At 68.6% G+C, this 21,898-nt stretch carries 13 protein-coding genes and 1 pseudogene; 8 read left to right on the forward strand and 6 right to left on the reverse strand.

The features are described from left to right. The first annotated feature begins 381 nt into the window (after positions 1-381). The gene (locus MBA17_RS24750; protein WP_238498951.1) at positions 382-936 is read left to right on the forward strand and encodes a GAF domain-containing protein; all 555 of its coding nucleotides are present in this window, start codon (positions 382-384) and stop codon (positions 934-936) included. A 220-nt stretch (positions 937-1,156) separates the two neighbouring features. On the opposite strand, the gene MBA17_RS24755 is transcribed toward MBA17_RS24750, so the two are convergent. From MBA17_RS24755 to MBA17_RS24770, 4 genes are all read right to left on the reverse strand, one after another. Further along, positions 1,157-1,975 carry a carbohydrate ABC transporter permease gene (locus MBA17_RS24755; protein ID WP_238498952.1) on the reverse strand — a complete coding sequence of 273 codons (819 nt, stop codon included), beginning with the start codon at positions 1,973-1,975 and terminating at the stop codon, positions 1,157-1,159. Then, the gene (locus MBA17_RS24760; RefSeq protein WP_238498953.1) at positions 1,972-2,925 is read right to left on the reverse strand and encodes a carbohydrate ABC transporter permease; all 954 of its coding nucleotides are present in this window, start codon (positions 2,923-2,925) and stop codon (positions 1,972-1,974) included. Before MBA17_RS24760 ends, MBA17_RS24755 begins: the two co-directional genes overlap by 4 nt. 33 nt (positions 2,926-2,958) lie before the next feature. Next, complete coding sequence (locus tag MBA17_RS24765; RefSeq protein WP_238498954.1) at positions 2,959-4,287, reverse strand: extracellular solute-binding protein; 1,329 nt, start codon at positions 4,285-4,287, stop codon at positions 2,959-2,961. Positions 4,288-4,359: 72 nt separating this feature from the next. Then, a complete protein-coding gene (locus MBA17_RS24770) occupies positions 4,360-7,590 on the reverse strand; it encodes a family 78 glycoside hydrolase catalytic domain (protein ID WP_238498955.1) in 3,231 nt (1,076 codons plus the stop codon). A 289-nt stretch (positions 7,591-7,879) separates the two neighbouring features. Between MBA17_RS24770 and MBA17_RS24775 the strand changes: the two genes are divergently transcribed. Further along, positions 7,880-8,965: a LacI family DNA-binding transcriptional regulator gene (locus MBA17_RS24775; protein WP_238498956.1), complete on the forward strand. Its 1,086-nt coding sequence runs from the start codon at positions 7,880-7,882 to the stop codon at positions 8,963-8,965. Between the two features lie 60 nt (positions 8,966-9,025). Here MBA17_RS24775 and MBA17_RS24780 read toward each other — a convergent pair whose 3' ends face one another. After that, positions 9,026-12,211: a family 78 glycoside hydrolase catalytic domain gene (locus MBA17_RS24780; protein ID WP_238498957.1), complete on the reverse strand. Its 3,186-nt coding sequence runs from the start codon at positions 12,209-12,211 to the stop codon at positions 9,026-9,028. Positions 12,212-12,557: 346 nt separating this feature from the next. Here MBA17_RS24780 and MBA17_RS24785 point away from each other — a divergent pair, with 346 nt between their 5' ends. Further along, entirely contained in the window at positions 12,558-13,334 is a 777-nt protein-coding gene (locus tag MBA17_RS24785; RefSeq protein WP_238498958.1) for an alpha/beta hydrolase, read from the forward strand. A 479-nt stretch (positions 13,335-13,813) separates the two neighbouring features. Continuing rightward, positions 13,814-16,819 (forward strand): MGH1-like glycoside hydrolase domain-containing protein, encoded by a 3,006-nt coding sequence (locus tag MBA17_RS50540; RefSeq protein WP_238498959.1) that lies wholly within the window; start codon positions 13,814-13,816, stop codon positions 16,817-16,819. 278 nt (positions 16,820-17,097) lie between these two features. On the opposite strand, the pseudogene MBA17_RS50545 reads toward MBA17_RS50540, so the two are convergent. Beyond that, positions 17,098-17,487, reverse strand: a pseudogene (locus MBA17_RS50545) (integrase core domain-containing protein); the annotation flags it as partial. Positions 17,488-17,695: 208 nt separating this feature from the next. Here MBA17_RS50545 and MBA17_RS24800 point away from each other — a divergent pair. The 4 genes from MBA17_RS24800 to MBA17_RS24815 are packed head-to-tail and all read left to right on the forward strand — an operon-like array spanning position 17,696 to position 21,889. Next, entirely contained in the window at positions 17,696-18,721 is a 1,026-nt protein-coding gene (locus tag MBA17_RS24800) for a LacI family DNA-binding transcriptional regulator (RefSeq protein WP_238498960.1), read from the forward strand. Beyond that, positions 18,718-20,082 (forward strand): extracellular solute-binding protein, encoded by a 1,365-nt coding sequence (locus tag MBA17_RS24805; protein ID WP_238498961.1) that lies wholly within the window; start codon positions 18,718-18,720, stop codon positions 20,080-20,082. Before MBA17_RS24800 ends, MBA17_RS24805 begins: the two co-directional genes overlap by 4 nt. Continuing rightward, positions 20,079-20,981 carry a carbohydrate ABC transporter permease gene (locus MBA17_RS24810; RefSeq protein ID WP_238498962.1) on the forward strand — a complete coding sequence of 301 codons (903 nt, stop codon included), beginning with the start codon at positions 20,079-20,081 and terminating at the stop codon, positions 20,979-20,981. Before MBA17_RS24805 ends, MBA17_RS24810 begins: the two co-directional genes overlap by 4 nt. Then, positions 20,978-21,889, forward strand: a complete 912-nt coding sequence (locus MBA17_RS24815) for a carbohydrate ABC transporter permease (protein WP_238498963.1) — start codon at positions 20,978-20,980, stop codon at positions 21,887-21,889. Before MBA17_RS24810 ends, MBA17_RS24815 begins: the two co-directional genes overlap by 4 nt. The last annotated feature ends 9 nt before the right edge of the window (positions 21,890-21,898 follow it).

Consider the following 21,898-nt stretch of genomic DNA (forward strand, 5'->3'; position numbering starts at 1 on the left):
TGGCGACAGCGTTCAAGGCGGGTGCCGTCGCGTTGTATCTGTCCGCCCCGACACGAGCGTGCGTCGGTGGCCGGGAACCCGGGCATTAACCGCGAGACCCTGCGCCCCAGCCTGGCGGGGACACTGAGTGATAGTGACTTCAAGCGCGTGGTGAGGTCGCGGGTCTCCTGGCCGAGCCAGTTACAGCCTTGGGTGAATCCTGGTCGGACCATCTGGAAGGACCGGTCTCAGAGGTATTGGTACGGCTTCGCGAGGTGGCTGCCCAGGCAAGCTCAGGTCCGCGATCACCTTGATACTCTCCGGATGGCCGCAGTCCACGACGGGAACGGCCGGGTAACCAGATAGGAGCCTGAGATGAGCCTTCCCCCCGCCTTTCGCCTGGTGACCCCCATCGACACGGAAGCGCCTCGCCGCGCTGCCCGGCTCCAGGAGTTGGGCATCCGAGAGGAGCCTGACTCTGAGTTTGACGAGTTCGCCCGTGCCCTGGCCCACGAGCTAGAGGCGCCTTTCGCCATGGTCAACCTCATCGGCCCAGAACGACAGTATTTCGCCGGACTGTATCCCTCCTCGCGCGACCGGGGCGTCGACTGGGAGACGGATCCGTTCCGGACAATGGGCTGCGACCACGGTTACTGCATGTACGTGGTGACGAGGAAGCATGCGATGGCGTTGGACGAAGTGATGGACTACCACCTCTTCGCCGGTAACCCGGTGGTGGACGAGATCGGGGTTCGCGCCTACCTGGGCGCCCCGTTGATCGACCAGACGGGGACCCTGGGCACCATCTGCGTCGTGGACACCAAGCCCCACGATTGGGGCACGGAGGGGGTCGCGTTCATCAAGGCCCGGGCAGCAGAGCTTGTGGAGAGGATCCATCAGCGGGCGAGTCTGCTGAAGGGGCCTGGATACGCTCGGGATGCCGCTTCTCGGACGTGAGACTGCGCGGAGGGCGGAACGACCTACGTCAACGATTCTGACGTGCAAGGTACGTATAGGTCAGAAGTCGGCAGGTGCAGAGCCGTCATAGGTCGAGTTGAGGAGGAGCTCGTCCTCAACGAGCTGATCGCCGGCTTGGCCTCGAAGTGATGTGACCAGACCGGCCGGCGCTACGCACCCCGGCGGATCTGGTTGTCACGTTGCCGCCATTCGTCTACTACTACTCCAGCCCGGTCCCGACGACGCCTTTGATGTACCACTTCTGAAACACGAGGAAGATGATCAGCACCGGCATCATGCTGATCACTGCCGCGGCCAGGCCGACGCTGGGCGACATCAGGGTGTATTGCCCCTGGGCAAGGGGCGCGAGCGCGACCGTCATCACCTGGTGCTCGCGGTCCGGCGCGACGACCTGCGGCCAGATGTAGGTGTTCCACGCGGTCAGGAAGCTGATCGAGCAATAGGCGGCCAGCGCCGGCCTGGCCAGCGGCAGCGCGATCAGGGTCAGGACGCGTGGCCAGCCCGCGCCGTCCAGCCGGGCCGCCTCGATGAGGCCCGCCGGCAGCCCCGCGAAGAACTGCCGGAACAGCAGCATCGCGAACGCCGTCTGGCCCGCTACTGGCAGGATCATGCCGGCGTAGGTTCCGACCAGGCCGAGCTGGTAGGTGATGATGTAGAGGGGGATCAGCGTCATGTTGGCGGGCACGAACATCGGCACAAGGATCACGCCGAGGAGCAGGCCCGTCCACCGAAACGGGATCGTCGCCAGAGCGAAGCCCGCCGGGATGGAGATCACCAGTTGCACGGCGACGATGCCGATGCTGAAGACGAACGAGTTGACGATGGCCCGTGCGGAGAGGAACTCGTAGGCCTCTACATAGTTGTGCCATACGACGTTCGGCGGCAGCAGGTGGGGTGGGAAGGCACGCGCGTCCTGCGCCGACATCAAAGACGCCGAGAGCAGGTAGAACAGCGGCGCCGCCATGAGCAGCCCGCACAACAGCAGCGTCGCGTATCGGACGAGGGTCCGGAGGGTCATGTGGCACTCCTGAGCTTGGCGGCGAGCCGTACCAGACCCACGGCGACGCCGATGAGCACGAGTTGGAAGAGCGCGAGCGCGCTGGCGTAGCCCATCTCGCCCTTCTCGAACGCCGTGCGGTAGGCGTACAAGGCCAGGGTCTGGGTGCTGTCGAGAGGGCCGCCGCCGGTCATGATGAGCGCCGTCTCGAACGAGCCGCTGACGAAGTTGATCACTTGCAGGACGGTCACCAGCACCGTCGTCTGCATCACGTTGGGCCAGGTGATGCTCCACAACCGCCGCCACAAGCCGGCGCCGTCCAGCGCCGCAGCGGCGTAGATGTCGTCGGGAATGCGTTGCAGCCCGGCCAGGTACAGCAGCATCACCAGCGGCAGGGCCAGCCAGATCATCATGAGGGACAGCGCGGGCAGCGCCCAGGTGGTGTCGGACAGCCAGGCAGGGCCGTCGATGCCCACCCAGCGCAGCATCGAGTTGGCGAGACCGGTCCGTCCGTCGTACAGGTACGCCCACAGCACCGCCGCGACCGCCGAGGACGCCACCATCGGGGCCAGATACAGCACCCGGAGCGTCTCGACGCCCGGCAGCCTGGTGTTGAGCAGCACGGCGAGCACGAAGCCGACCACGATCGTCGGAACCACTCCCAGGAGCACGAACAGCAGCGTCACCCACAGCGAGCCCCACATCCGGCCGTCGCCGAACAGGCGGGCGAGATTGTCCAGGCCCACCCATTCAGGTGGGGTGAACAGGTCCCAGCTGAAGAAGCTCAGGCCCAGTCCGGCGAGCGCGGGCACGATGACGAACACGCCGAAGGCGAGCATGCTCGGCGCCACGAACGCCGTCGCGGCCCACGCGTCTCGCCGTCGCCGGCGTCTGTTGCCATCCTGGCCAGGTGCGGGAGGGCTCGTGCCGACCGCTCTGCCGTCGGCTGTACTCGTCACTGTCGCCATCATCGATCTTCCTCCTTGGCCGTGCCCGCGCCGACGTCACCCGCCGGTCGTCGCGAGCGCCTCGTTGACGGCCTTCTCCGCGTCGGCGAAGGCCTCGGCCACCGGCCGCTTCTTCAGTACGACCTCCTGCACCGCCTTGAGCACCTGCTCGTCGAGCACGCCCTGGGCCTTGCCGGGCAGTTGCGTCGCCAGTAGGGCGTTCTTGGCGGCGTCGGCGAAGACGGCGTTGTTGGACGGCGGCGCCTTCAGGTCCTTCCAGATGCCTTTCTCCAGGCCGTCCAGGGTCGGCGGGACGACCTGGCCGGTCTCCTGCGCGATCTTCATCCCGCCGTCGTTGCGGTAGAACCACGCGAGGAACGCCCACGCGGCGTCCTTGTTCTCGCTGGTCTGCGCGATGGACAGGCCGTAGGAGCCGCCACCGACGGTGGTCTTGCCGTTGATGGTCGGCATGACCTCGGCGTCCCAGTCGTCCTTCAGCTGGCTCTTGAGCGTGGGCACCCCGGCGCGGACACTGAAGGACATCGCCACCTGCCCGCGATCGAACTTGGGCAGCGAGGCCTCGTTGGCAGAGTACGCCGGCGACGCGGTGCCGTAGGCCTTGATGAGTTGCGTCCAGGCCTTGACCGCCTCCGGCTGGCCGATTCCAGACTTCTTGGTCTGCGCGTCGTAGACGTAGCCTCCGTAAGCGTGAATCACCGGCGTGTAGATGGCGGGCTGGCCACCGGTGCGAAGCGGCGGCACCAGGCCGACGACGTCTCCTCCTGACTTGCTCTGGATCTCCGCCGCGACCCGGTACATGTCATCCCACGTCCAGGTGGGCTTCGGCAGCTCGGTCACGCCTGCCCGCTTGAAGGCGGTCCGGTTGTAGAACAGCGTGACCGAGTCGGCGCTCACCGGCAGACCGGCGATCTGATCCGGCTTGGCGATCGGCCGATACTGTCCGACGAACTGCGGGAGGAACTCGCTGCCTTTCAGGCCGTCCTTGCCTTCCCCGAGCCACGGGGCCAGGTCCATGGTGACGTTGCCCGCTGCCAGCCGGTTGACCGCGTAGTCGACGTTCATCAGGACGTCGGGGAGCTTGTCGCCGAGCCGGGCGGTGACGAGCTGCTGGATGTACTGGGTGCCGTCGTCCGGCAACGACTCGACCGTCACCTTCCGCTTCGGGAAGGCCTGCTCGTAGGCCGCGGCGTACTTCTCGAACTGCGGGACCAGACCGGCCTGCATCGAGAGGGTGATGCTGGTGCTGCCGTCGACGGCGCCCGTTTCGCCCCCTTCGCCACCGCTGCATGCGGCGGCCAGGGTGAGCATCGGGACGAGGGCGGCGGCCAGGCCGCGGGTCCTCCATGGTGCGATGCGACTGATCATCTTCAATCTCCTTCTGACAGGAACTCGGCGAACGGCAAGGCAGTCGGGGCCCGCAGCGGGTTGCGAGCCCGCTCAACAGGTACGTGGCGCACTGGTCCACCCCACATCGCCCATCCGGAACGGCAGGCTGGAGCGGCCCTCCTGCAGGTCGAGCGGAAGCGCCGGCCCTCTGGCCGAATCGGGCCGGTCCAGCCAGGCGACCCCGACGGCCACTTCGACCACCCTCTCCCTGCCAGGCCATCGCGACAGGTCGACGCCGATCCTGTTCCAGCAGACGGGAAGCGGGCGGACGGTGTCCTGAACGCTGCTGCCGTCGGCTCCGGTCAACCGGAGTATCGGCACGATCGTGCGGCCGGGCAGCACCGGGAAGCACAGATCCACCTCCGCGAAGGCGAAGGCCGCGTCACCGAGGTCGTCCCCGCCGGGGAGCGGCAGCCGTACCCATCGGGTCTGCCCTGGTGGAAGGGGCGGCCCGCTGACTTCGAAGGTCGGCCCAGGGAACGTTCCGTGGAAGACCGGCGTGCAGACGAACGTGCCGTGGAGGACGTCGAGCCGGACGCCAGGGCCGGCCGTCCAGCCGGGCGCCCTGACGCCGCGAGACAGCCAGCGAGCGGATCGTCCAGCGCGGACCACCCGGCGGGCGAGCGGCTCGCCGGCGGCGCCGCGGAGGACGACTTCGGCGCAGGACCCGATCGGCGCGCCGGGTGGCGCCTCGATCCGCAGTTCGTGCCCATCGAGGCGGGCCTTCCAGCCCGCGTCGGCGTCCGCGCTCACCGCGCCGCCTCTGAGCACCGCCGCGGTGACCATTTGGCCCGGCGGCACGGGCGGTGTCCGGCCAATGGCCGGCCGCTCCTGAGCGAGGGGTATGCCGGTCGCCACGATGCGGTGCCGGCCGGATTCGTACTCCTGCGCCGGGCGGCCCGGCAGGTCGACCAGGGCCGTGCTGCCCACCGGGACGGTCAGCTCCAGCGTCAGCGTGTCGCCGTCGAGCCTCCAGCCGAGTGCGATCGTGCCGCGGACCGTCTCGACCGTGACATCGATCCTGGTCACCGGCCCGAGCAGGCGCGGCGCGACGACGAAGCGGCGATACCCCTCTGCCAGCGGCCGGATGCCCGCCACGTGCGTCCATGCCCAGGCGGCGAACGGCGCGGCGAGACCGATGTGGTCAAGCGAGGCGACACCGGCGTTCTCGTCGTCGATCCACCAGGTTTCCCAGAACGTACCTGGCCCCGTGGTGAGCATCGCGCCGATGCCGGGCTGCTCCGGCTGGCGCACCGCCGCGATCAGCGCCGTGCCGCCGTCGGCCTCCGCCATGGCTCGCACGAGTAACTGGGTGGCCGCGAACCCGGTCGACACCCTGTCGCCGCGGACACGCATGTCCACGCGGATCTGGTCGGCCAGAGCGCGCCGCTCCGCCTCGTCCGAGGCCAGCCCGGACGCCAGCGCGACGGCAGCGGAACCCTGGCCCGAGTCGGCCCACTCATGGGTGAGCGGATCGTGCAGCACGGCCCTGGCCGTGCTCGCCAGCGCATCGGCCTCGCGCTCGCGCCGCGCGGCCTCGCAGCCGTCGCCTGCGACGGCCTCCAGTTCGGCCAGCGCGCGCAGGGAGCGGATGACGGCCGCGGTCTGCAGCATCACCGGCGAGGTGCGCTCGGGGGCGAGCCAGTCCGCGCCGTAGCTGATGTCAGCGCCCCTGACGACGCCGCCCGACAGCGTGCCGAGTTGCCAGTCGCACCAGCGGCGCATGGCCGGCAACAGCCGGATGATGAGCGTGTCGTCGCCGGTGTGCCGCCAGTGCTGGAGCGGGATCTCGGTCATCGCCGAGCCCCACACCGGGTCGGCGGGCTGGACGTGACGCGCTCCCAGCAGGTGCGGGGTCAATCCGAGGACGCCGCCGTCGGGGCGCTGGTCGGCCACCACGTCGTCGAGCCAGTGCCGATAGAGGCCGGCCATGTCGAGGTGGGAGAAGGCGGCCTCCGCCGACACCGACGCGTCACCGGTCCAGCCGCCCTGCTCGCGGGTGGGGCAGTCCTCCGGATGGGAGTGAGAGTTGTTGCGCTGAGTCCGTACCGCCATCGCCACGAGACGGTCCAGCAGCGGCTCGTCGCTCGCGAAAATGCCGGTGAGCGCGACGTCGGAGTGCAGCACCCTGGCAGTCACCTCGACGGCGGCGCCGGCCGGGACGCCGCGCACCTCGACATAGCGAAAGCCGTAGAACGCGAACCACGCCTCCGCGACGTCGACACCGCCGGCGCAGGTCCAGACCAGCACCTGCCGCTCCCGGTCCCGGTCGTCGGGCAGCCGGATGTTGAGCGTCCCAACGCGGCCGGCGTCGTCGAGCTTCTCTCCGTGAACGATCTCGATCCTTGTACCGGGGGCGGCGCCGCGTACGACGACCCGGCTGCGCCCGGCCACGTTACGGCCGGCGTCGAAGACGAGGACTCCACCCGCGTCGTCGCATGGGATCGCCGCGATCTCCTCCACCACGGCGAGCGGCGGTCCGGCGTCGGGTGCGAGGGTGGCGACCGGCCGCTCAACCGCGCGCGCCGGCTCCCCTGCGACGCCTGTCCCGGCAGTGCCGCTGAATGTCCTGCGGGCGTCGTGCTCTTCAAGGTAGAAGGGGTCCTCGCGGATGACCGAGGAGGGGCCATGCCGCCAGTGCGGGCCGGTGCCCACCCGTACGACGCTGCCGTTGTCGAGCTCCACCCGCAGCTCGACCAGGGCGCGTGGCTGGGCGAGCACCTGCCCGTAGTGGCCGATGCCGGCCACGACCGCCAGAGTGTGTCGGTTGCCGTCCCGCAGCAGTCCCGTGACGTCATAACTGCGGCTCGCCGCCCGGGATAACGCCGTGCGCGAGGGGTCGCTCGCATCGGGGTTGACCGCCTGCCCGTCGACCAGAACTCGTAACAGGCCCAGGCCGGCCAGGTGCAGGCGCGCTCGCCAGGCCCGGCACGCCGGATCCCAGGAGAACTCCTCGCCTGCCGCGTGTGTCGCCGGAATCTCGATCCAGCGTGCCGTCCAGTCGTCCGCGGTCAGCGGCCCGGCGATCAGGTCCGTCTCATGCGCCCATGGCGAGAGCCTCGCGTGCTCGTCCCAGACCCTCACGGTCCAGCGCAGGGCCGAGTGCGGCGCGACGGGCGGGCCGCCCCACCGCACGTGCGCGTTCCTGCCGGACTCGATCCGGCCGGAATCCCATACCGTGCCATCCGCTGACGACGCCACGACCTGGTAAGCGGTCTGCCGCTGCCCCTGCCGCACCAGCGGAACCACCCACGACAGGCGGGGGTGGGCCGTCAGCACCACCGGCAACGCCCTGCCCGTGCGAGGGGGCCCCGCAGGGTGATCCTCCACACGGAGTCGGATCGGGGCGGGGCATGCCGCTTCATGTGGTTCGGTGGACGGGGGTGGCACGGAACCTCCACATCGACGCCGAGAGGGATTGAAACATTTCAATGCCCGCACAGTAGACGGTGACCTTGGTGAGGTCAACAGGTTCGCGCACCGGATCGACGTCTGTACAGGTAAATGAGTGAAACCTTTCAATTTGATATACTGGTCCAGCCAAGCTGTGAGCTGAAAGGGTATCCACGGGGTGTCCGATATCGACAGACCGAGCAAGACCTCGACGAGCGGCTCCGACGGAGAGCGCGCCCGGACGCGCCTCAGCATGGTCGACGTGGCCGCGCACGCCGGAGTGTCGCTCGGCACCGTCTCCAATGTGCTCAACCGCCCCGAGCTGGTGGCGGAGCGGACCCAGCGACGGGTCCGCTCCTCCATCGCCGCCCTGGGTTTCGTGCCCAACGCGCCGGCGCGGCAGCTGCGCGGAGGCCGAAGCCGCACGGTGGGGGTGGTGGTGCGCGAAATAGGCAGTCCCTACTTCAGCGAGATACTGCCGGGCATAGAGAGCAAGCTGGCCAAGGAGCAGTTCCTGCTGATGGTTTGCAGTTCCGACGACTCTCCCGACAAGGAGGCCTACTACCTGAAGACCCTTGAGGAGCATCGGGTCGCCGGCATCCTCATCTCGCCGGCAGGCGACGACATCGAGCACCTCATCGAACTCCGGCAGCGCGGAGTGGGGGTCGTGCTCCTGGACCGGCTCGGTGTCGGCTCTCAGCTGTGCGCGGTGGCCGTGAACAACGTCCAGGGAGGTGACCTGGCCGGTGACCACCTCTTCTCACTCGGCCACCGCCGCATCGGCTTCCTCAACGGGCCCTCCACGGTCAGGCAGTGCGCCGACCGCAGGGAAGGGCTGCACCGCGCGGCGCGCCGGGCGGGGCTCGACCCCGACGAGGCGATCAGCGAGATCACTCTGTCCGTGCTCAACGCCCAAGGCGGCGAGACAGGGCTGGCCCAGCTGCTCGACGACGGACGCAGGCCGTCAGCGATCTTCTGCATCAACGACATGGTCGCCGTCGGCGTCCTGCGCGACCTGGCGAAGCGCGGGATCGCCGCACCCGGCGAGATGAGCGTGGTGGGGTACGACGACGTCGAGTTCGCCGCCCTGCTGTCACCGGCGCTGACCTCGATCCGCATGCCGAAGCAGCAACTCGGTCAGGCCGCCGCCGAGCTCCTGGTCACCGACTTTCGCGCGGACGACAACCACTGGCACCAGGAGATCGTCTTCCAGCCCGAGCTCATCATCCGCGCATCCACCGCGCCCCCGCCTACCTCAGGGTAGGTGCACCTCAGCATCGGATACAGCGGCGCCTGTTGCCGATGCTCGCGGTGCTGCTCGCTCCTACTCGGCCCGGTCCTCCTCGCCCCCGGCGTTCCTCTTGATCCCGGTGCGGAACGCGTACGAGCCCGAACCGATCCGGTAGACCGCGGCTCCGCCGTCGAGCCGGTCGAAGGCCACGCACTCGGCCTCGATGGCCGGCACGCCGCCCTCGGTCACCCGCTCCGGCGGCGCGGGCACGTGTACCTCGGCGCGGGTATTGGGCGGCACGACGACGTCCAGGGCGAAGCCGTCGCCCTCCAGCCGCCAGGAGATCTCCACCCTGCCGTGCCTGGTGCGGTGCGCGGTTCTCGCCCAGCCGATCCCTCCGCCGGGGCGGGGGTGCACGACGATGTCGGCGTACCCCGGCGACCCTGGGGCCAGCCCGCCGACCGTCCGGTACATCCAGTCGCCGACGGCCCCATAGGCGTAGTGGTTGAAGGAGTTCATGGCCGGGTCCTGCAGCCCACGGTGGTGGCTCCAGGAGTCCCAGCGCTCCCACATGGTCGTCGCGTCGCCGTGCACGACCGGGTAGAGCCACGAAGGGAAGGTGTCCTGCGTCAGCAGCCGGTAGGCCACGTCCAGCCGCCCGGTCGAGGTGAGCGCGTCCAGCAGGTACGGCGTGCCGAGGAAACCGGTCGACAGGTGATCGCCGCGTGCCTCGATGTCGCCGGTCAGCCGGGCCACGGCCCTGGGCAGCTCGTCCTCCTCCAGCAGCCCGGCCATGATGGCCAGCACGTACGCGGTCTGCGTCTTGCTCACCAGCACGCCGGGCCCCTCGATGAAGGCCGCGCGGAACGCCCGCCGTACGTGCCCGTACAGCTCCAGACAGGCCCGCTCGTCCGCGTCGCGGCCGAGCACGGCGGCGAGTTCGGCGAGTTGCCGGGCGGACAGAGCGAAGATCGCCGTGCCGACGAGCCGTTTGGGGGTCTCGGCGCCGATCGACAGCCAGTCGCCGAACCCCTCCTCGGGGAAGATCCCACCGTCGGAGCGTTTGTCCAGGTACGCCAGCCAGCGCAGCATCGGCTCGAAGCAGGCCGCCACCACCCCGGTGTCGCCGCGCAGCCGGTGCAGAGCCCACGGCAGCATCACCAGCGCGTCGCCCCAGCCGGGCGAGCCCGCCTCCTTGGCGTTGGGCGACGAGCCGCGGCCCGACAATACGTCGGGCACCACGTGCGTGACCGCGCCGTCGTCGCCCTGCGCGTCGACCACGTCGGCCAGCCAGCTCCGCAGGAAGGCGGCGGCGTCGTAGTTGAACAGCGCGGTGGGCGCGAACGCCCAGATGTCACCCGTCCAGCCCAGCCGCTCGTCACGCTGCGGACAGTCGGTGGGGACGGCCAGGAAGTTGCCCCGCTGCCCCCACACGATGTTGCGCTGCAACCGGTCGAGCCGCTCGTCGGAGCAGGTGAACTCCCCCACCGGCTCCATCGCGGCGTGTGCCACCCTGGCCGTGATCGCCTCCGGCGCCGCGCGCAGCCCCGACACCTCCACGTAGCGGAACCCGTGGAAGGTGAACCTCGGCTCGAACGTCTCCAGCTCCTCGCCACGCGGCAGGAACTCGTCCGTCGCGCGGGCCGAGCGCAGGTTGGCCAGGTGCAGCCCGCCCTCATGGTCGAGGACCTCGGCGTGCCGCAGCACCACCGGGCGGTCGCGGCCGGCGCGGCCGGTGAGCCGGACCCAGCCGACCAGGTTCTGCCCGAAGTCGGCGATCCACACGCCGGGCCGCCGCTCCCACACCGCCACCGGCTCCAGCTCCTCGTGCACCCGGATCGGCGGCGCGACGGCGGCGGTCAACCGGCCGGCGGGCGGGCTGACGGGCACCGCGGGCACCCAGCCGGAGTCGTCGAACCCGGCCGCCGTCCAGCCGAGCGGCTCGGCCGCCAGATCCTGCCGCTCGCCGTTCTGCAGGTCGGCGTAGCGGATCGAGCCCGAGGCGGCCCGCCATTCCGAGTCGGTGCGCAGCCGGGTGACGCCGCCGTCGTCGTGCAGGATCTCCAGCTCGGCGCGGAAGGCCAGGCGCCGGCCGTAGTGGAAGGGGCCGAACCAGCTGATGTTGCCCGCGTACCACCCGTCGGCGAGAATCGCGCCGAGCGCGTTGTGCCCCTCCGACACCAGTTCCGTGACGTCATAGGTCTGGTACGTGACACGGTGGCGATAGTCGGTCCAGCCGGGGGCCAGGTGGTCGTCGCTCACTTTGGTGCCGTTCAGGTGGATCTCGTAGACGCCGAGCGCGGTGGCGTACAGCCTGGCCCGGCGCACCGGTGACGGCACGCCGAACTCGCGCCGCAGGTAGGGGCTGGGCCGGTCGCCGATCGGCTCGCGACCCAGCGGTGGGTCGCCGTGCAGCCCCACCTCCTCGGCCAGCGGCCACGCCGCGTCGTCGAACCCGGACTGCTCGAACCCGTCGCCGGGCCGGTCACTGGCCCGCCACCGGCCACCGGACGTGACGGTCACGGCGCTCTCCCCGGCCACCGGCACGTGTTGCGGCAGCACCTGCCGTCCCTCGGCCACGACCTCCAGCCGCACGCACAGCCCCGAGCCTGCGGCCCTGATCGCGAGCACGTTCTCGCCCGAGGCCACCAGGTCACCCGCGTCGGCCACGAACGCCCCTTCCCGCCTCTCCCCCGCGAGCGGCACGCCGTTGACGTACGCCTCGACCTCGGCGGCGCCGCCGATCATCAGCCATGCCGACAGCGGCCTGGCCCCGCCCGGCACCACGAACCGCGTCCTGAACGCCCCCGTCTCCGAGCCGGACGGCCCGAGCCGGTCGGCGACCCAGATACGCGGCACGTTCTCCAGCGACGGCAACCGCTGCGACCCGGGCACCACGGGCGTACCGATCCAGCCCGCCGTCCACCCGGTGGCATCGCCGAGACCGGTCTCGAACCAGGACGCCGGGCCCCAGCCCGTCCACGTGCCACTCTCGTCGGCCACCTTGACCCGCCACTGGTAGCGCGTACGGGGCCGGAGCTCAGCACCGCCGTACGGGAGGTCGTAAGTCGCGGCCGAGGTCACGATGCCGCTGTCCCAGACCACCTCGGCTCCCTCGGCGGCCGGATCGCACTCTCGTCCCACGATCAGCCGGTACGCGCTCTGTGCCCGCCCGCGGCCGGCCCCGGTGATCCGCCAGGAGAACTCCGGCGCACTCGCGTCAAGACCCAGGGGTTCGGCCAGTCCTTCCACGCGCATACCAGTCACGGCTAGATGCATGAAGCGGGCTCCCTCAAGAAAAATTGAAACATTTCAAGTACTATGCACCGTAAGCAGCCCGAGGTCTTCACGTCAACGCTGGGTGCTGAGGGGACACATTGGGGTTGTTTAGCTGAAACATTTCAACATGGAGATTAGGCATCTCTGCCAGGTGACCAGAAGGGGCTGTCCGCCGGTGACCGACATCCTCAAGCCGGCCGAGCGTACCCTCGACACCTGCCTTCTTCTCCTGGCCGGAGCTGCGTAAGCCGCTGCCGCCCCGGTCGTTCGTCCAACGAGCTTGACGGGTCGCGGTCAATCGGTTCAGCAAATCTCCCTAACCTTTCGCGGGGTAAGGTGCCGAAGCATGATCGACATTCCGCTCTGGCCGGCAACTCCCCCGGGCCCGGCTACCGGTGAACCGCCGAGCCTGACGCTGTACGCGGCGAACGGCCCGGCCACGGGTGCGGTTGTGGTGTGCCCAGGCGGCGGTTACGCCGGGCTGGCCGGGTACGAGGGCGCGGACGTGGCCCGCTGGCTGGTCACGCTGGGCATCGACGCCTACGTGCTCCAATACCGGGTGGCCGGAGCCGGGCCGGGGAGCGAGCCGCTGCATCCGGCTCCGCTGTACGACCTGCGCCAGGCGGTGCGCGTCGTCCGGGAACGCGGGACCTCGCGGGTCGCCGTCATGGGGTTCTCCGCGGGCGGCCACCTCGCCGCCACCCTCGCCACCTCGAAAGACGGGGAGCGCCCGGATGCCCTGGTGCTCGGGTACCCGGTCATCGACCTCACCGGGTCGCGCGCGCGCTCCGGGTCGCGCCGCAGGCTGCTCGGCGCCGACAGCACCGAGGAGCAGGCGAGGGCCCTGTCCGCCCACCTCAACGTGACCGCCGAGACGCCGCCCACGTTCCTCTGGCACACCGCGGCCGACGAAGGGGTCCCGGCCGAGAACAGCCTGTTGTTCGCCGCCGCACTCGCCCGCGCCGGAACACCGTACGAGCTACATGTCTTTCCCGAGGGCGAGCACGGGCTCGGGCTCGCCCAGAGCGGACTGGCCGCATCCGCCTGGCCTGGCCTCTGTGCCACCTGGCTCGCTGCCCATGGCTTCGGCCCCCCGCCCATGAGCTTGCCACGTAAGGTCTGATCTGCGCATTTGCCGCTCCCTGGACCGGGCCGACCTCGTCACGGAGCTCGCCGCAGCGTGCCCGGCGTCACGAACAACCGCCGGCGACCGGCTGGAGACGGCAGACGCGCCGGCGCGCTGAGCACCGCCCGATCCGCCCACGACGGCCGAGGCCTTGCCACCTGCCGACGGGGTCTGTCCAGTAAACCGTACGGTCCCGCTCCTGGCTGGTGCCGTGATGGTGACAGGTAGTTGCCTGGAGCAATTTCAGCGGCGGCGGCGGAGATCTCGACTGCGATCCGCGTTGCCGCCGGCTCGCCGGTCGGCTACGAGAAATGGCCACATTCGTCACATGGTTGACAGTGCTCGGCTCGTCTGTGACCCTAATTGAAAGCTTTCAAGTCGACTGCTAGTTGCCGTTCCGGCGCTCGCTCAGACGACGTCATTGCGTGCTTCGAGCCGCGAACACCACTACCACGATCGAGCGACTGGAGACCTCCGTGGCCACGGACAGCACGCGATTCCGCACGAGTCGGCGCATCTTCCTCCAGGGAGCGGGCAGTGGCCTGCTCCTTGCCGCGAGCGGCCTGTGGCGCACCCCCCAGGCCGCTGCCGCGGCAGAGGCCGCGACGTACCAGCTCGAAAACAAGTTCATCAGTCTCTCCGGCGCGTACGGAAAACTCACCCGATTCGCGTGCGATCCGACGGGCTCCGGCCAGTACGAACCCACGGTGTTCGGCTCGGTGTTTCTCGGCGCGACCGACTTCTTCGACGCCGGTTTCAACAATGGCGTCACCTGCACGGCGAGCGACACAGCGCTGAGCCTGGCGGGTATCCAAATGCCGTCGACGATGAACCTTGAACAGCGGCAGCTCAACTCCCCCGTCCCGCTCAGCGCCGGGCAGACGCTCGGCCAGTCGTTCACCGCGACGATGTACCGCTTCTCCCGAGTCGGTGGCCAGTTCCCCACCTGGAGCAGCCAGAACTCGGCGTTGACGATGACGCTCTACGCGGGAACTCCCGAGACCGGTCTCACCGAGATCGTCAGTCGCGAGGTGAACCCGGTGCAGGACAACGGATGGGCCTACCTCGATGTGCCGGATCAGCCGGCTGGGGCCTACTACCTGGAGATATCGCACCATTCGGGAACGCCCGGCTGGTGGAGCCGGCTCGGCGACACCACGGTCGACGTGGGCGGATCGGCATACAACAATCGTCAGGTGCAGGCGGATCGCACGATGACGATCGAGGTCGCGGGTTTCAACGTCGACGGCATCGCGTCGTGGGATCTAAAGCTCTCCGGCCGGAACCTGACGATGACGTACGACATTCAGTGGCAGAACGAACCACGGTCCGACCCCGGCCTGACGCTCAACACGTCGTGGCTCCGCGACGGATACTCCGTCGCCGCAGCGGACGGCGTCCTGTTCAACCGCTTCTACGGAGACCGCGGCGACTACATGCCCGCCCAACAACTGAAGCGTCGAGACGCCTGGACGAACCCGGTGTCGGGATCGAAGGCGGTCACAGCGAGCGGCAGCGGCCCGTACGACCTCCAGATCACGGGCACCGAACCGGTCCTCGACGGCACGATGACCGCCGAGTCGATGGCGATGACGCTCAACTCCGGCAGCGCGGACACGGAGCAGGCCATCTCGCGATCGCTCGCGGTGGAAGTCCAGCCGCATTCCGACGCACTGCCGGAGGTCTTTCCGGTTTTCGTGGCATCCGATCAGCACAGGGCGACGCAGCTGTCCACCTTCTACTGGGAGCGTGCGCTCAGCTACCGGTTCAGCGGGCACGCCATGGACTGGGCCGACTGGGAGGGGCGCATCCTGGACTGGACCGCCACGGCGGGCTCCAAGGCACAGGCCGATTCCCTGTTGAGCACGCGACTGGAAGAGGACGGGTACGTCTGGTCATGGCCGGATTCGCCGGCGTGGCCCTTCCCCGACCCGACTCTCTTCGACGCTAGACACTTCACGTCCAATGCCATGTACATCCTCGGCGCCTGGCGTTACTACTCGTGGACGGGAGACTCCGAATTCCTCGCCACGATGCTGCCGCGAGTACGGCGTGCGATGAGCTTCTATCTCGACTCACTCGACGGAAAGAGTGGGATTGTCACGATCACGTCGCCCGACCACAGCGGACGGGACGGATCGCTGGCCTCCAACTACTGGGACATCACGTCGTTCGGCTATCAAGACGCCTATCTCAACGCCTACTTCTACGGGGCCCTCGAGGCGATGGCTCAGCTCGAGGATCACGTCGGAAACGCGACGATCGCGGACGAGCTGAGGTCGGTGCGCCGGCAAGCCCGGCAGCGCTACAACCAGGTGTTCTGGAACGACGCGGCGGGCAGGTACGTCCAGACCATCGACGCCGACGGCGTCGCTCACGACTACGGCTCGACCTACGTCAATCTCGAAGCGGCGTCGTTCGGTCTCCCCACCGAGAAGCAGGCCGCGCGCATCTTCGACTGGCTCGACAACGGCCACACCGAGCTGCAGGATGCGGTCGTACTGATCGAGAGCGGCGGCCTGGCACCGACGATCGGAGCGGGCCACTCGCTGGGGCAGAGCTTCACGGCGAACGCCGAATTCACGAGCGTCGCCGCGCGATTCCCCACCTACGGCAAGCGCGGTGCCGCGTTCACGATGGCGTTCTACCAGGGGCTGCCGGGCGAGACGTCGGTCAAGATCGCGGAACAGCGGTTCACCGACTGGAGCGACGGCCAGGTAGCGCACATCGATCTGCCGAAGCAGCCACCCGGCGTGTACTACCTGGAGGTCTCACAGGTCACGGGCACGCTCGCGTGGTGGTCGTCGGCGACAACCGTGCCGGGGGCGACGGCGTATTCCGACGGGCGTCCCGCATCGGATGCCTCGACCAGGTTCGTCGTAGCACTCGGCGACTACGTCGAGGGACCCGCCGACATCTACTCGAAGTGGGTGTTCGCCCCGAGGTCGACGACGCGCCGCAACAGCTACTGGTTCTTCCTGACCCACCTCACGACTCCCTGGGGAGACGAAGTGCAAGATGGCGGAGCCATCCTCTACACCTCGGGATTCGACGTGATGGCGCGCGCCCGCTATCGATCCGCCGATGATGCCTGGGCGCGGATGACGACGATCCTCGATCGGTGGAGCGAACCCGACCACATCTGCGGCGGCGCTCCCCTGTTCCGCGGCGAGAGCACGGTCGGCAGCCCGGGCGGGAGCTCGGTCGGAACCGATATCCCGTTCCCGGAGAGCGGACTGGCACCAGCCAGTTTCCTGTACGCCTTCATCGGGGTCGAAGCCGAGCCGGATGCTCTGGTCATCACCCCGAACCTCCCTTCGAAGCTGGACAATGCCGGCGTACGTCACCTCCGCTGGCGCGGACGCCAGCTCGACCTGCTCGTGACACGCACCACGGTCACCCTCACAGGCAACGGACTGGCGATCAAGCGGCGGTACAAGCCGGGCCATTCGGTGCGCGTGCCGTCAAGTGAGCTGGAGTGAGACGCGGAACGCTGCGCCTGGCCGAGTAGCCGGGGGCATCGCAGCCCCCGGCCCTCACAGATCCGGACGTGACAGTCTCCTGTCATCCGGCTCGTGCCGTCCCTGCTGTCGGGTCAGTAGCGCAGCGCCCAGTGCGCGAACAGCCTCGGAGCAGTGTCCTGAACCCGTCGCAGCCAATTCTTTGCGCGCCTGTTGCTGCGTTTCAGTCGCTTGTACTTACCACCACGCCGCTTAACCGCAGCTCAGACCACGTAACGCAATATTCGAGCGGCACAGGGCTAATTCTGTGTCGACTTCTCTGTGGCGTCCTTCTCGGTCTTGGGCTTGTTGATCCAGGCAGGGCCGGGCAGGTCGGGCGGGGTGGGGAGGCCGCCGCTGGCGAACCGTTCGGGGTGGGCGGCTTGGGCACCGGCCAACACGGCGGCGCGCCGGTCGCGGACGGAGGCGGCGCGCCCGTAGTGCACGTCAACCGGGTGGTGGTAGCCGATCCCGGAGTGAAAGTGATCACGGTTGTACCAGGTGTAGAAGTCCTGGCTGAAGGCGCGGGCGTCTTCGATGGAGCCGAACCGGCCGGGGAAGTCGGGACAGTACTTGAGGGTCTTGAAGCTGGCCTCGACGTGCGGGTTGTCGTTGGCGGTCTTGGGCCGGGAGTGGGACTTGGCCACACCTTGAAGCGGTACACCCCACTCGGGCCCGTGAGCGCCCGAGCCGTCGCGGCCGGCGGATGCGGGGTGGCCACGGGCGGAAACGAGCGTGAAACAAGCCCTTGACAAGAGGTGTCTCCGGAATCGAGAGTAATGGGCATCCCAGCCTGACTACGTAGTCAGGCAACAGATCTTCCCTGTCTGACTACGTAGTCAGGATCGAGGAGTCCTCATGGCGGAGGCCAGGCGCCGCACCCCCAGCAGCACCGACGTCGCGCGGCGCGCCGGCGTCTCGCAGAAGACCGTCTCGCGTGTCATGAATGGCGAGCCGTACGTCAGCGCCGACGTTCGGGAGCGGGTTCTCGCGGTGGCTCGCGAGCTCGGGTATCGCCCCAACACCGCGGCCCGCGCGCTCAATCTGGGCCGCTTCCAGCGCATCGGAATGGTCTCGCTCGACAGCTCGCTGTACGGGCCCTCGTCGCTGCTGGTCGCGCTGGAGCGGCGGGCGCGGCAGACGAGCTACGCGTTCAGCGTGGTCCACACGTTCGAAGGCAGACCGGACAGCATCAAGAGCGCGGTGGAGTCCCTGCTGGACCAGGGTGTGGACGGCATCGTGCTGTCCGAGCCGATAGACGATGGGCAGGAGCTGCGCATCGACCCGGACATCCCCGTGCTCAGCTTTGGCAGGTTCCCTGGTCTCGACGGGCCCCGGGTGGTGGTCACCGGAGCTTCCGGCTTCGATGCGGGCCGGGTCGCCACCGAGCACCTGCTCGGCCTGGGGCACGCGACGGTCTGGCATGTCGCGGGGCCTAGTGAGTGGCGGTCGACGCGCGACCGGGCCCGTGGCTGGCGGCACGCGCTCGACGTCGCGGAGATCGCCGCGCCACCACCGATCGAAGGGGACTGGTCGCCCGCCTCGGGTTACGAGGCCGGTCGGCGGCTAGCCGCCGACCCGGAGGTCACCGCGGTGTTCGTGGCCAATGACGAGATGGCGATCGGCCTGCTGTGGGCCATGACTGAGGCGGGCCGCGCCGTCCCTGAGGAGGTGAGCGTCGTCGGGATGGACGACATCCCGGCCGCGGCGTACCTGTCGCCACCGCTGACCACCATCCGCCAGGACTTCGAAGCGGTCGCCGCGCACGGGTTCGACCTGCTCCTCCAGCAGATTGAAAACGCCCCAGGCTCGGCGACCGTCGACGACTTGCCGGCGCAGCTCGTGCTACGCCGGTCGACCACCCCCCCAAGGAGTAAGAGATGACCTTGCCGCGAATGAGGCGGCTCGCCGTGGGAGCCGCCGCCACCCTGTTCCTCGCCGGATGCGCCGGCGGCACCACCGGCAGCACCAACGACGGCGGGGACAAGCCCGTCGCCGCCATCAGCCAGGCCGACATCGACAAGGCGATGAAGACGCCGACCGAGCTCACGTTCTGGACCTGGCTGCCCGACATCGAGAAGGAAGTGGCGCTGTTCCAGAAGAAATATCCCGCCATCAGCGTCAAGGTGATCAACGCAGGTAACAGCCAGGCGGAGTACACGAAACTGCGGACGGCGCTCAAGGCCGGCAGCGGCGCCCCTGACGTGGTGCAGATCGAGTACCAGCACATTCCCGGCTTCACCATCACCGGCGGTCTGCTGGACCTGCGGCCGTACGGCGCGGAGGCGCTCAAGGATCGGTTCGTCGACTGGGCGTGGGGGCAGGTGAGCGGCAGGAACGGCGAAGTCTGGGCGATCCCCCAGGACACCGGGCCGATGGGGATGCTCTACCGCAAGGACATCTTCGACAAGCACGGCATCGAGCCGCCGAAGACCTGGGACGAGTTCGCCGCCGCGGCCCGCAAGCTGCACGCCGCCGACCCCAGCGTGTACCTGACCAACTTCCCCACCAACCATAACTCGATCTGGACGGGCCTGATGTGGCAGGCCGGCGTCAAGCCGTTCCAGATGAAGAGCGCCGACCAAGTCTCCGTCGACGTCGCCGGTGAGACGTCGAAGAAGCTCGCCTCCTACTGGAGCGGCCTGGTCAAGGAGGGCGTCCTGTCCGCCGACGCCGACTTCAGCGACCAGTGGTTCCAAGGTCTCAACAAGGGAAGGTACGCGACCTGGCTGACCGCCGCCTGGGGCCCGCTCTTCCTGTCCACCAGTGCCAAGGAGACCCGCGGAAAGTGGCGTGTCGCGCCGTTGCCGCAGTGGACGGCCGGTGAACAGAAGTCCGGCAACTGGGGCGGCTCGACCAGTGCCGTCGTCAAGACGACCAAGAACCCGATCGCCGCGGCCATGTTCGCCCAATTCCTCAACACCGACCCCGAGTCGGCCAAGATGCTGACGACCCTGCAGTTCCTGTATCCGCCGACCAAGGCGCTGCTGAGCGACCAGGGCTTCGTCGACCAGAAATCGGACTTCTACGGCGGGCAGCAGGTGAACAAGGTGTTCGCCGACATCAGCGACACGGTCCCCGCCGACTTCACCTGGCTGCCGTTCATGGACCAGATCAACAATGACTGGAACGAGACGGTAGGCAAGTCGCTCGCCGACAAGACCGACACGGACGCCGCGTTGGACAAGTGGCAGCAGACAATCACCACCTTCGCCGAGAAGCAGGGCTTCAAGGTCGCCCGATGAGCGTCATGACGGTGCCGCCGTCCCGGCGGGCGAGCGCCCGCCGGAACGGGGTGGGTTACCTCTTCGTCGCGCCGTTCCTCCTCGTGTTCGTCGCCATGCTCGTGGCACCGCTGGCGTACGCCGGATATCTGAGCCTGTTCCGGGAGCAGCTGATCGGCGGTGTCAGTTTCTCCGGTCTCGACAACTACATCCAGGCGCTGAGCGACGAGCGACTGCTCGACGGCGTGCTGCGGGTGAGCCGGTTCTTCCTCGTCCAAGTGCCGATCATGCTGGGGCTGGCGTTGTCGTTCGCCCTCGCCCTGGACAGCGGCATGATGTGGCTGTCGCGGGTGATCCGGCTGGGGATCTTCCTCCCGTACGCGGTGCCCGGCGTGATCGCCGCGCTGATGTGGAGTTACCTGTACGGCCCGCAGTTCGGGCCGATCACCCAGCTCGCCGAAGCGCTGGGCCTGCCCGCGCCGAACCTGCTCAGCAGCGACCTGATGCTGGGCTCGGTGGCCAACATCGTGACCTGGGAGTTCACCGGGTACAACATGATCATCCTGTATGCCGCGCTGCGCGCCATCCCCACCGAGCTGTACGAGGCCGCGGCCGTGGACGGTGCCGGCGCCTGGCGGATCGCCTGGAACGTGAAGATCCCCGCCCTGCGTCCCGCCCTTCTGATGGCACTGATCTTCTCGGTGATCGGCAGCTTCCAACTGTTCAACGAGCCGGAGTTGCTGCAACGCCTGGCCCCCAACGTCATCGACAGCGCCTACACCCCCAACATGTACACCTACTCCATGGCCTTCATCAGCCAGGACGTCAACTACGCGGCGGCCGTCTCCTTCCTGCTCGGGCTCGTCATCGTCGTGGTGTCGTACACCGTCCAGTTCGCCGTCGCCCGGAGGAGAACATGACCGTCACCGCAACGGCGCCGCCCCGGGCCGCGACCGGCGCCGCCCACTCCGCCGCAGCGGGCCGGCGTCGTAGCCCGCTGCTCACGCTGGGGATGCTCGCCGCCTTCGTCTACTTCCTGCTGCCGCTGTTCTGGCTGGTGGTGGCGGCCACGAAGAGCACCGGCGCGCTGTTCTCCAGCTTCGGGCTCTGGTTCGGCGACGACTTCGCGCTGCCGGCCAACGTCCGGAACGTCTTCACCGCCGACGGCGGAGTGTACGTCGATTGGCTGCTCAACACGGCAATGTACGCGCTGGTGAGCGCGGGCGGCGCGGCGCTGCTGGCCGCCCTGGGCGGCTACGGGTTCGCCAAGTTCGCCTTCCGCGGCAACAGGCTGCTGTTCGGAGCCGTCCTCGGCGCGATCATGGTGCCCAGCACCGCCCTGGTCATTCCCACGTACCTGATCTTCTCGAATGTCGGGCTGGTGAACACGCCCTGGGCGGTCATCCTGCCCTCGCTGGCGAACCCGTTCGGGCTCTACCTCATGCGGGTGTACGTCGAGGGGGCGGTGCCCGACAGCATCCTGGAAGCGGCCCGCATCGACGGGGCCGGCGAGTTCCGGATCTTCCGTCAGGTGGTGCTGCGCCTGCTCGCGCCGGGCTTCGTCACCGTGCTGCTCTTCACGCTCGTCGCCACCTGGAACAACTACTTCCTGCCGCTGATCATGCTCAACAACCCCTCCCTCTATCCCGTCACCGTCGGACTGGCCAACTGGGCCGCGCGGGCGTCGGTGGGCGGCGGCGGCACCGGCGACGTCATCCCCCTCGTGGTCACCGGCTCACTGTTGTCCATCATCCCGCTGATCGCGGCATTCCTGATGCTCCAGCGCTACTGGCAGAACGGCCTCACCGCCGGCGGGGTCAAGCAATGAACGAAATGA

Source organism: Dolomitihabitans soli, assembly GCF_022213955.1.
Lineage (GTDB): Bacteria > Actinomycetota > Actinomycetes > Streptosporangiales > Streptosporangiaceae > Streptosporangium_A > Streptosporangium_A soli.

Bases quoted from the DNA above. Each gene is read 5' to 3' on its own strand.
- MBA17_RS24760 (WP_238498953.1), bottom strand. From the start codon at position 2,925: ATGATGGCGACAGTGACGAGTACAGCCGACGGCAGAGCGGTCGGCACG.
- MBA17_RS24765 (WP_238498954.1), bottom strand. From the start codon at position 4,287: ATGATCAGTCGCATCGCACCATGGAGGACCCGCGGCCTGGCCGCCGCC.
- MBA17_RS24800 (WP_238498960.1), top strand. From the start codon at position 17,696: ATGGCGGAGGCCAGGCGCCGCACCCCCAGCAGCACCGACGTCGCGCGG.
- MBA17_RS24785 (WP_238498958.1), top strand. From the start codon at position 12,558: ATGATCGACATTCCGCTCTGGCCGGCAACTCCCCCGGGCCCGGCTACC.
- MBA17_RS24815 (WP_238498963.1), top strand. From the start codon at position 20,978: ATGACCGTCACCGCAACGGCGCCGCCCCGGGCCGCGACCGGCGCCGCC.
- MBA17_RS24805 (WP_238498961.1), top strand. From the start codon at position 18,718: ATGACCTTGCCGCGAATGAGGCGGCTCGCCGTGGGAGCCGCCGCCACC.
- MBA17_RS24780 (WP_238498957.1), bottom strand. From the start codon at position 12,211: ATGCATCTAGCCGTGACTGGTATGCGCGTGGAAGGACTGGCCGAACCC.
- MBA17_RS24755 (WP_238498952.1), bottom strand. From the start codon at position 1,975: ATGACCCTCCGGACCCTCGTCCGATACGCGACGCTGCTGTTGTGCGGG.
- MBA17_RS24810 (WP_238498962.1), top strand. From the start codon at position 20,079: ATGAGCGTCATGACGGTGCCGCCGTCCCGGCGGGCGAGCGCCCGCCGG.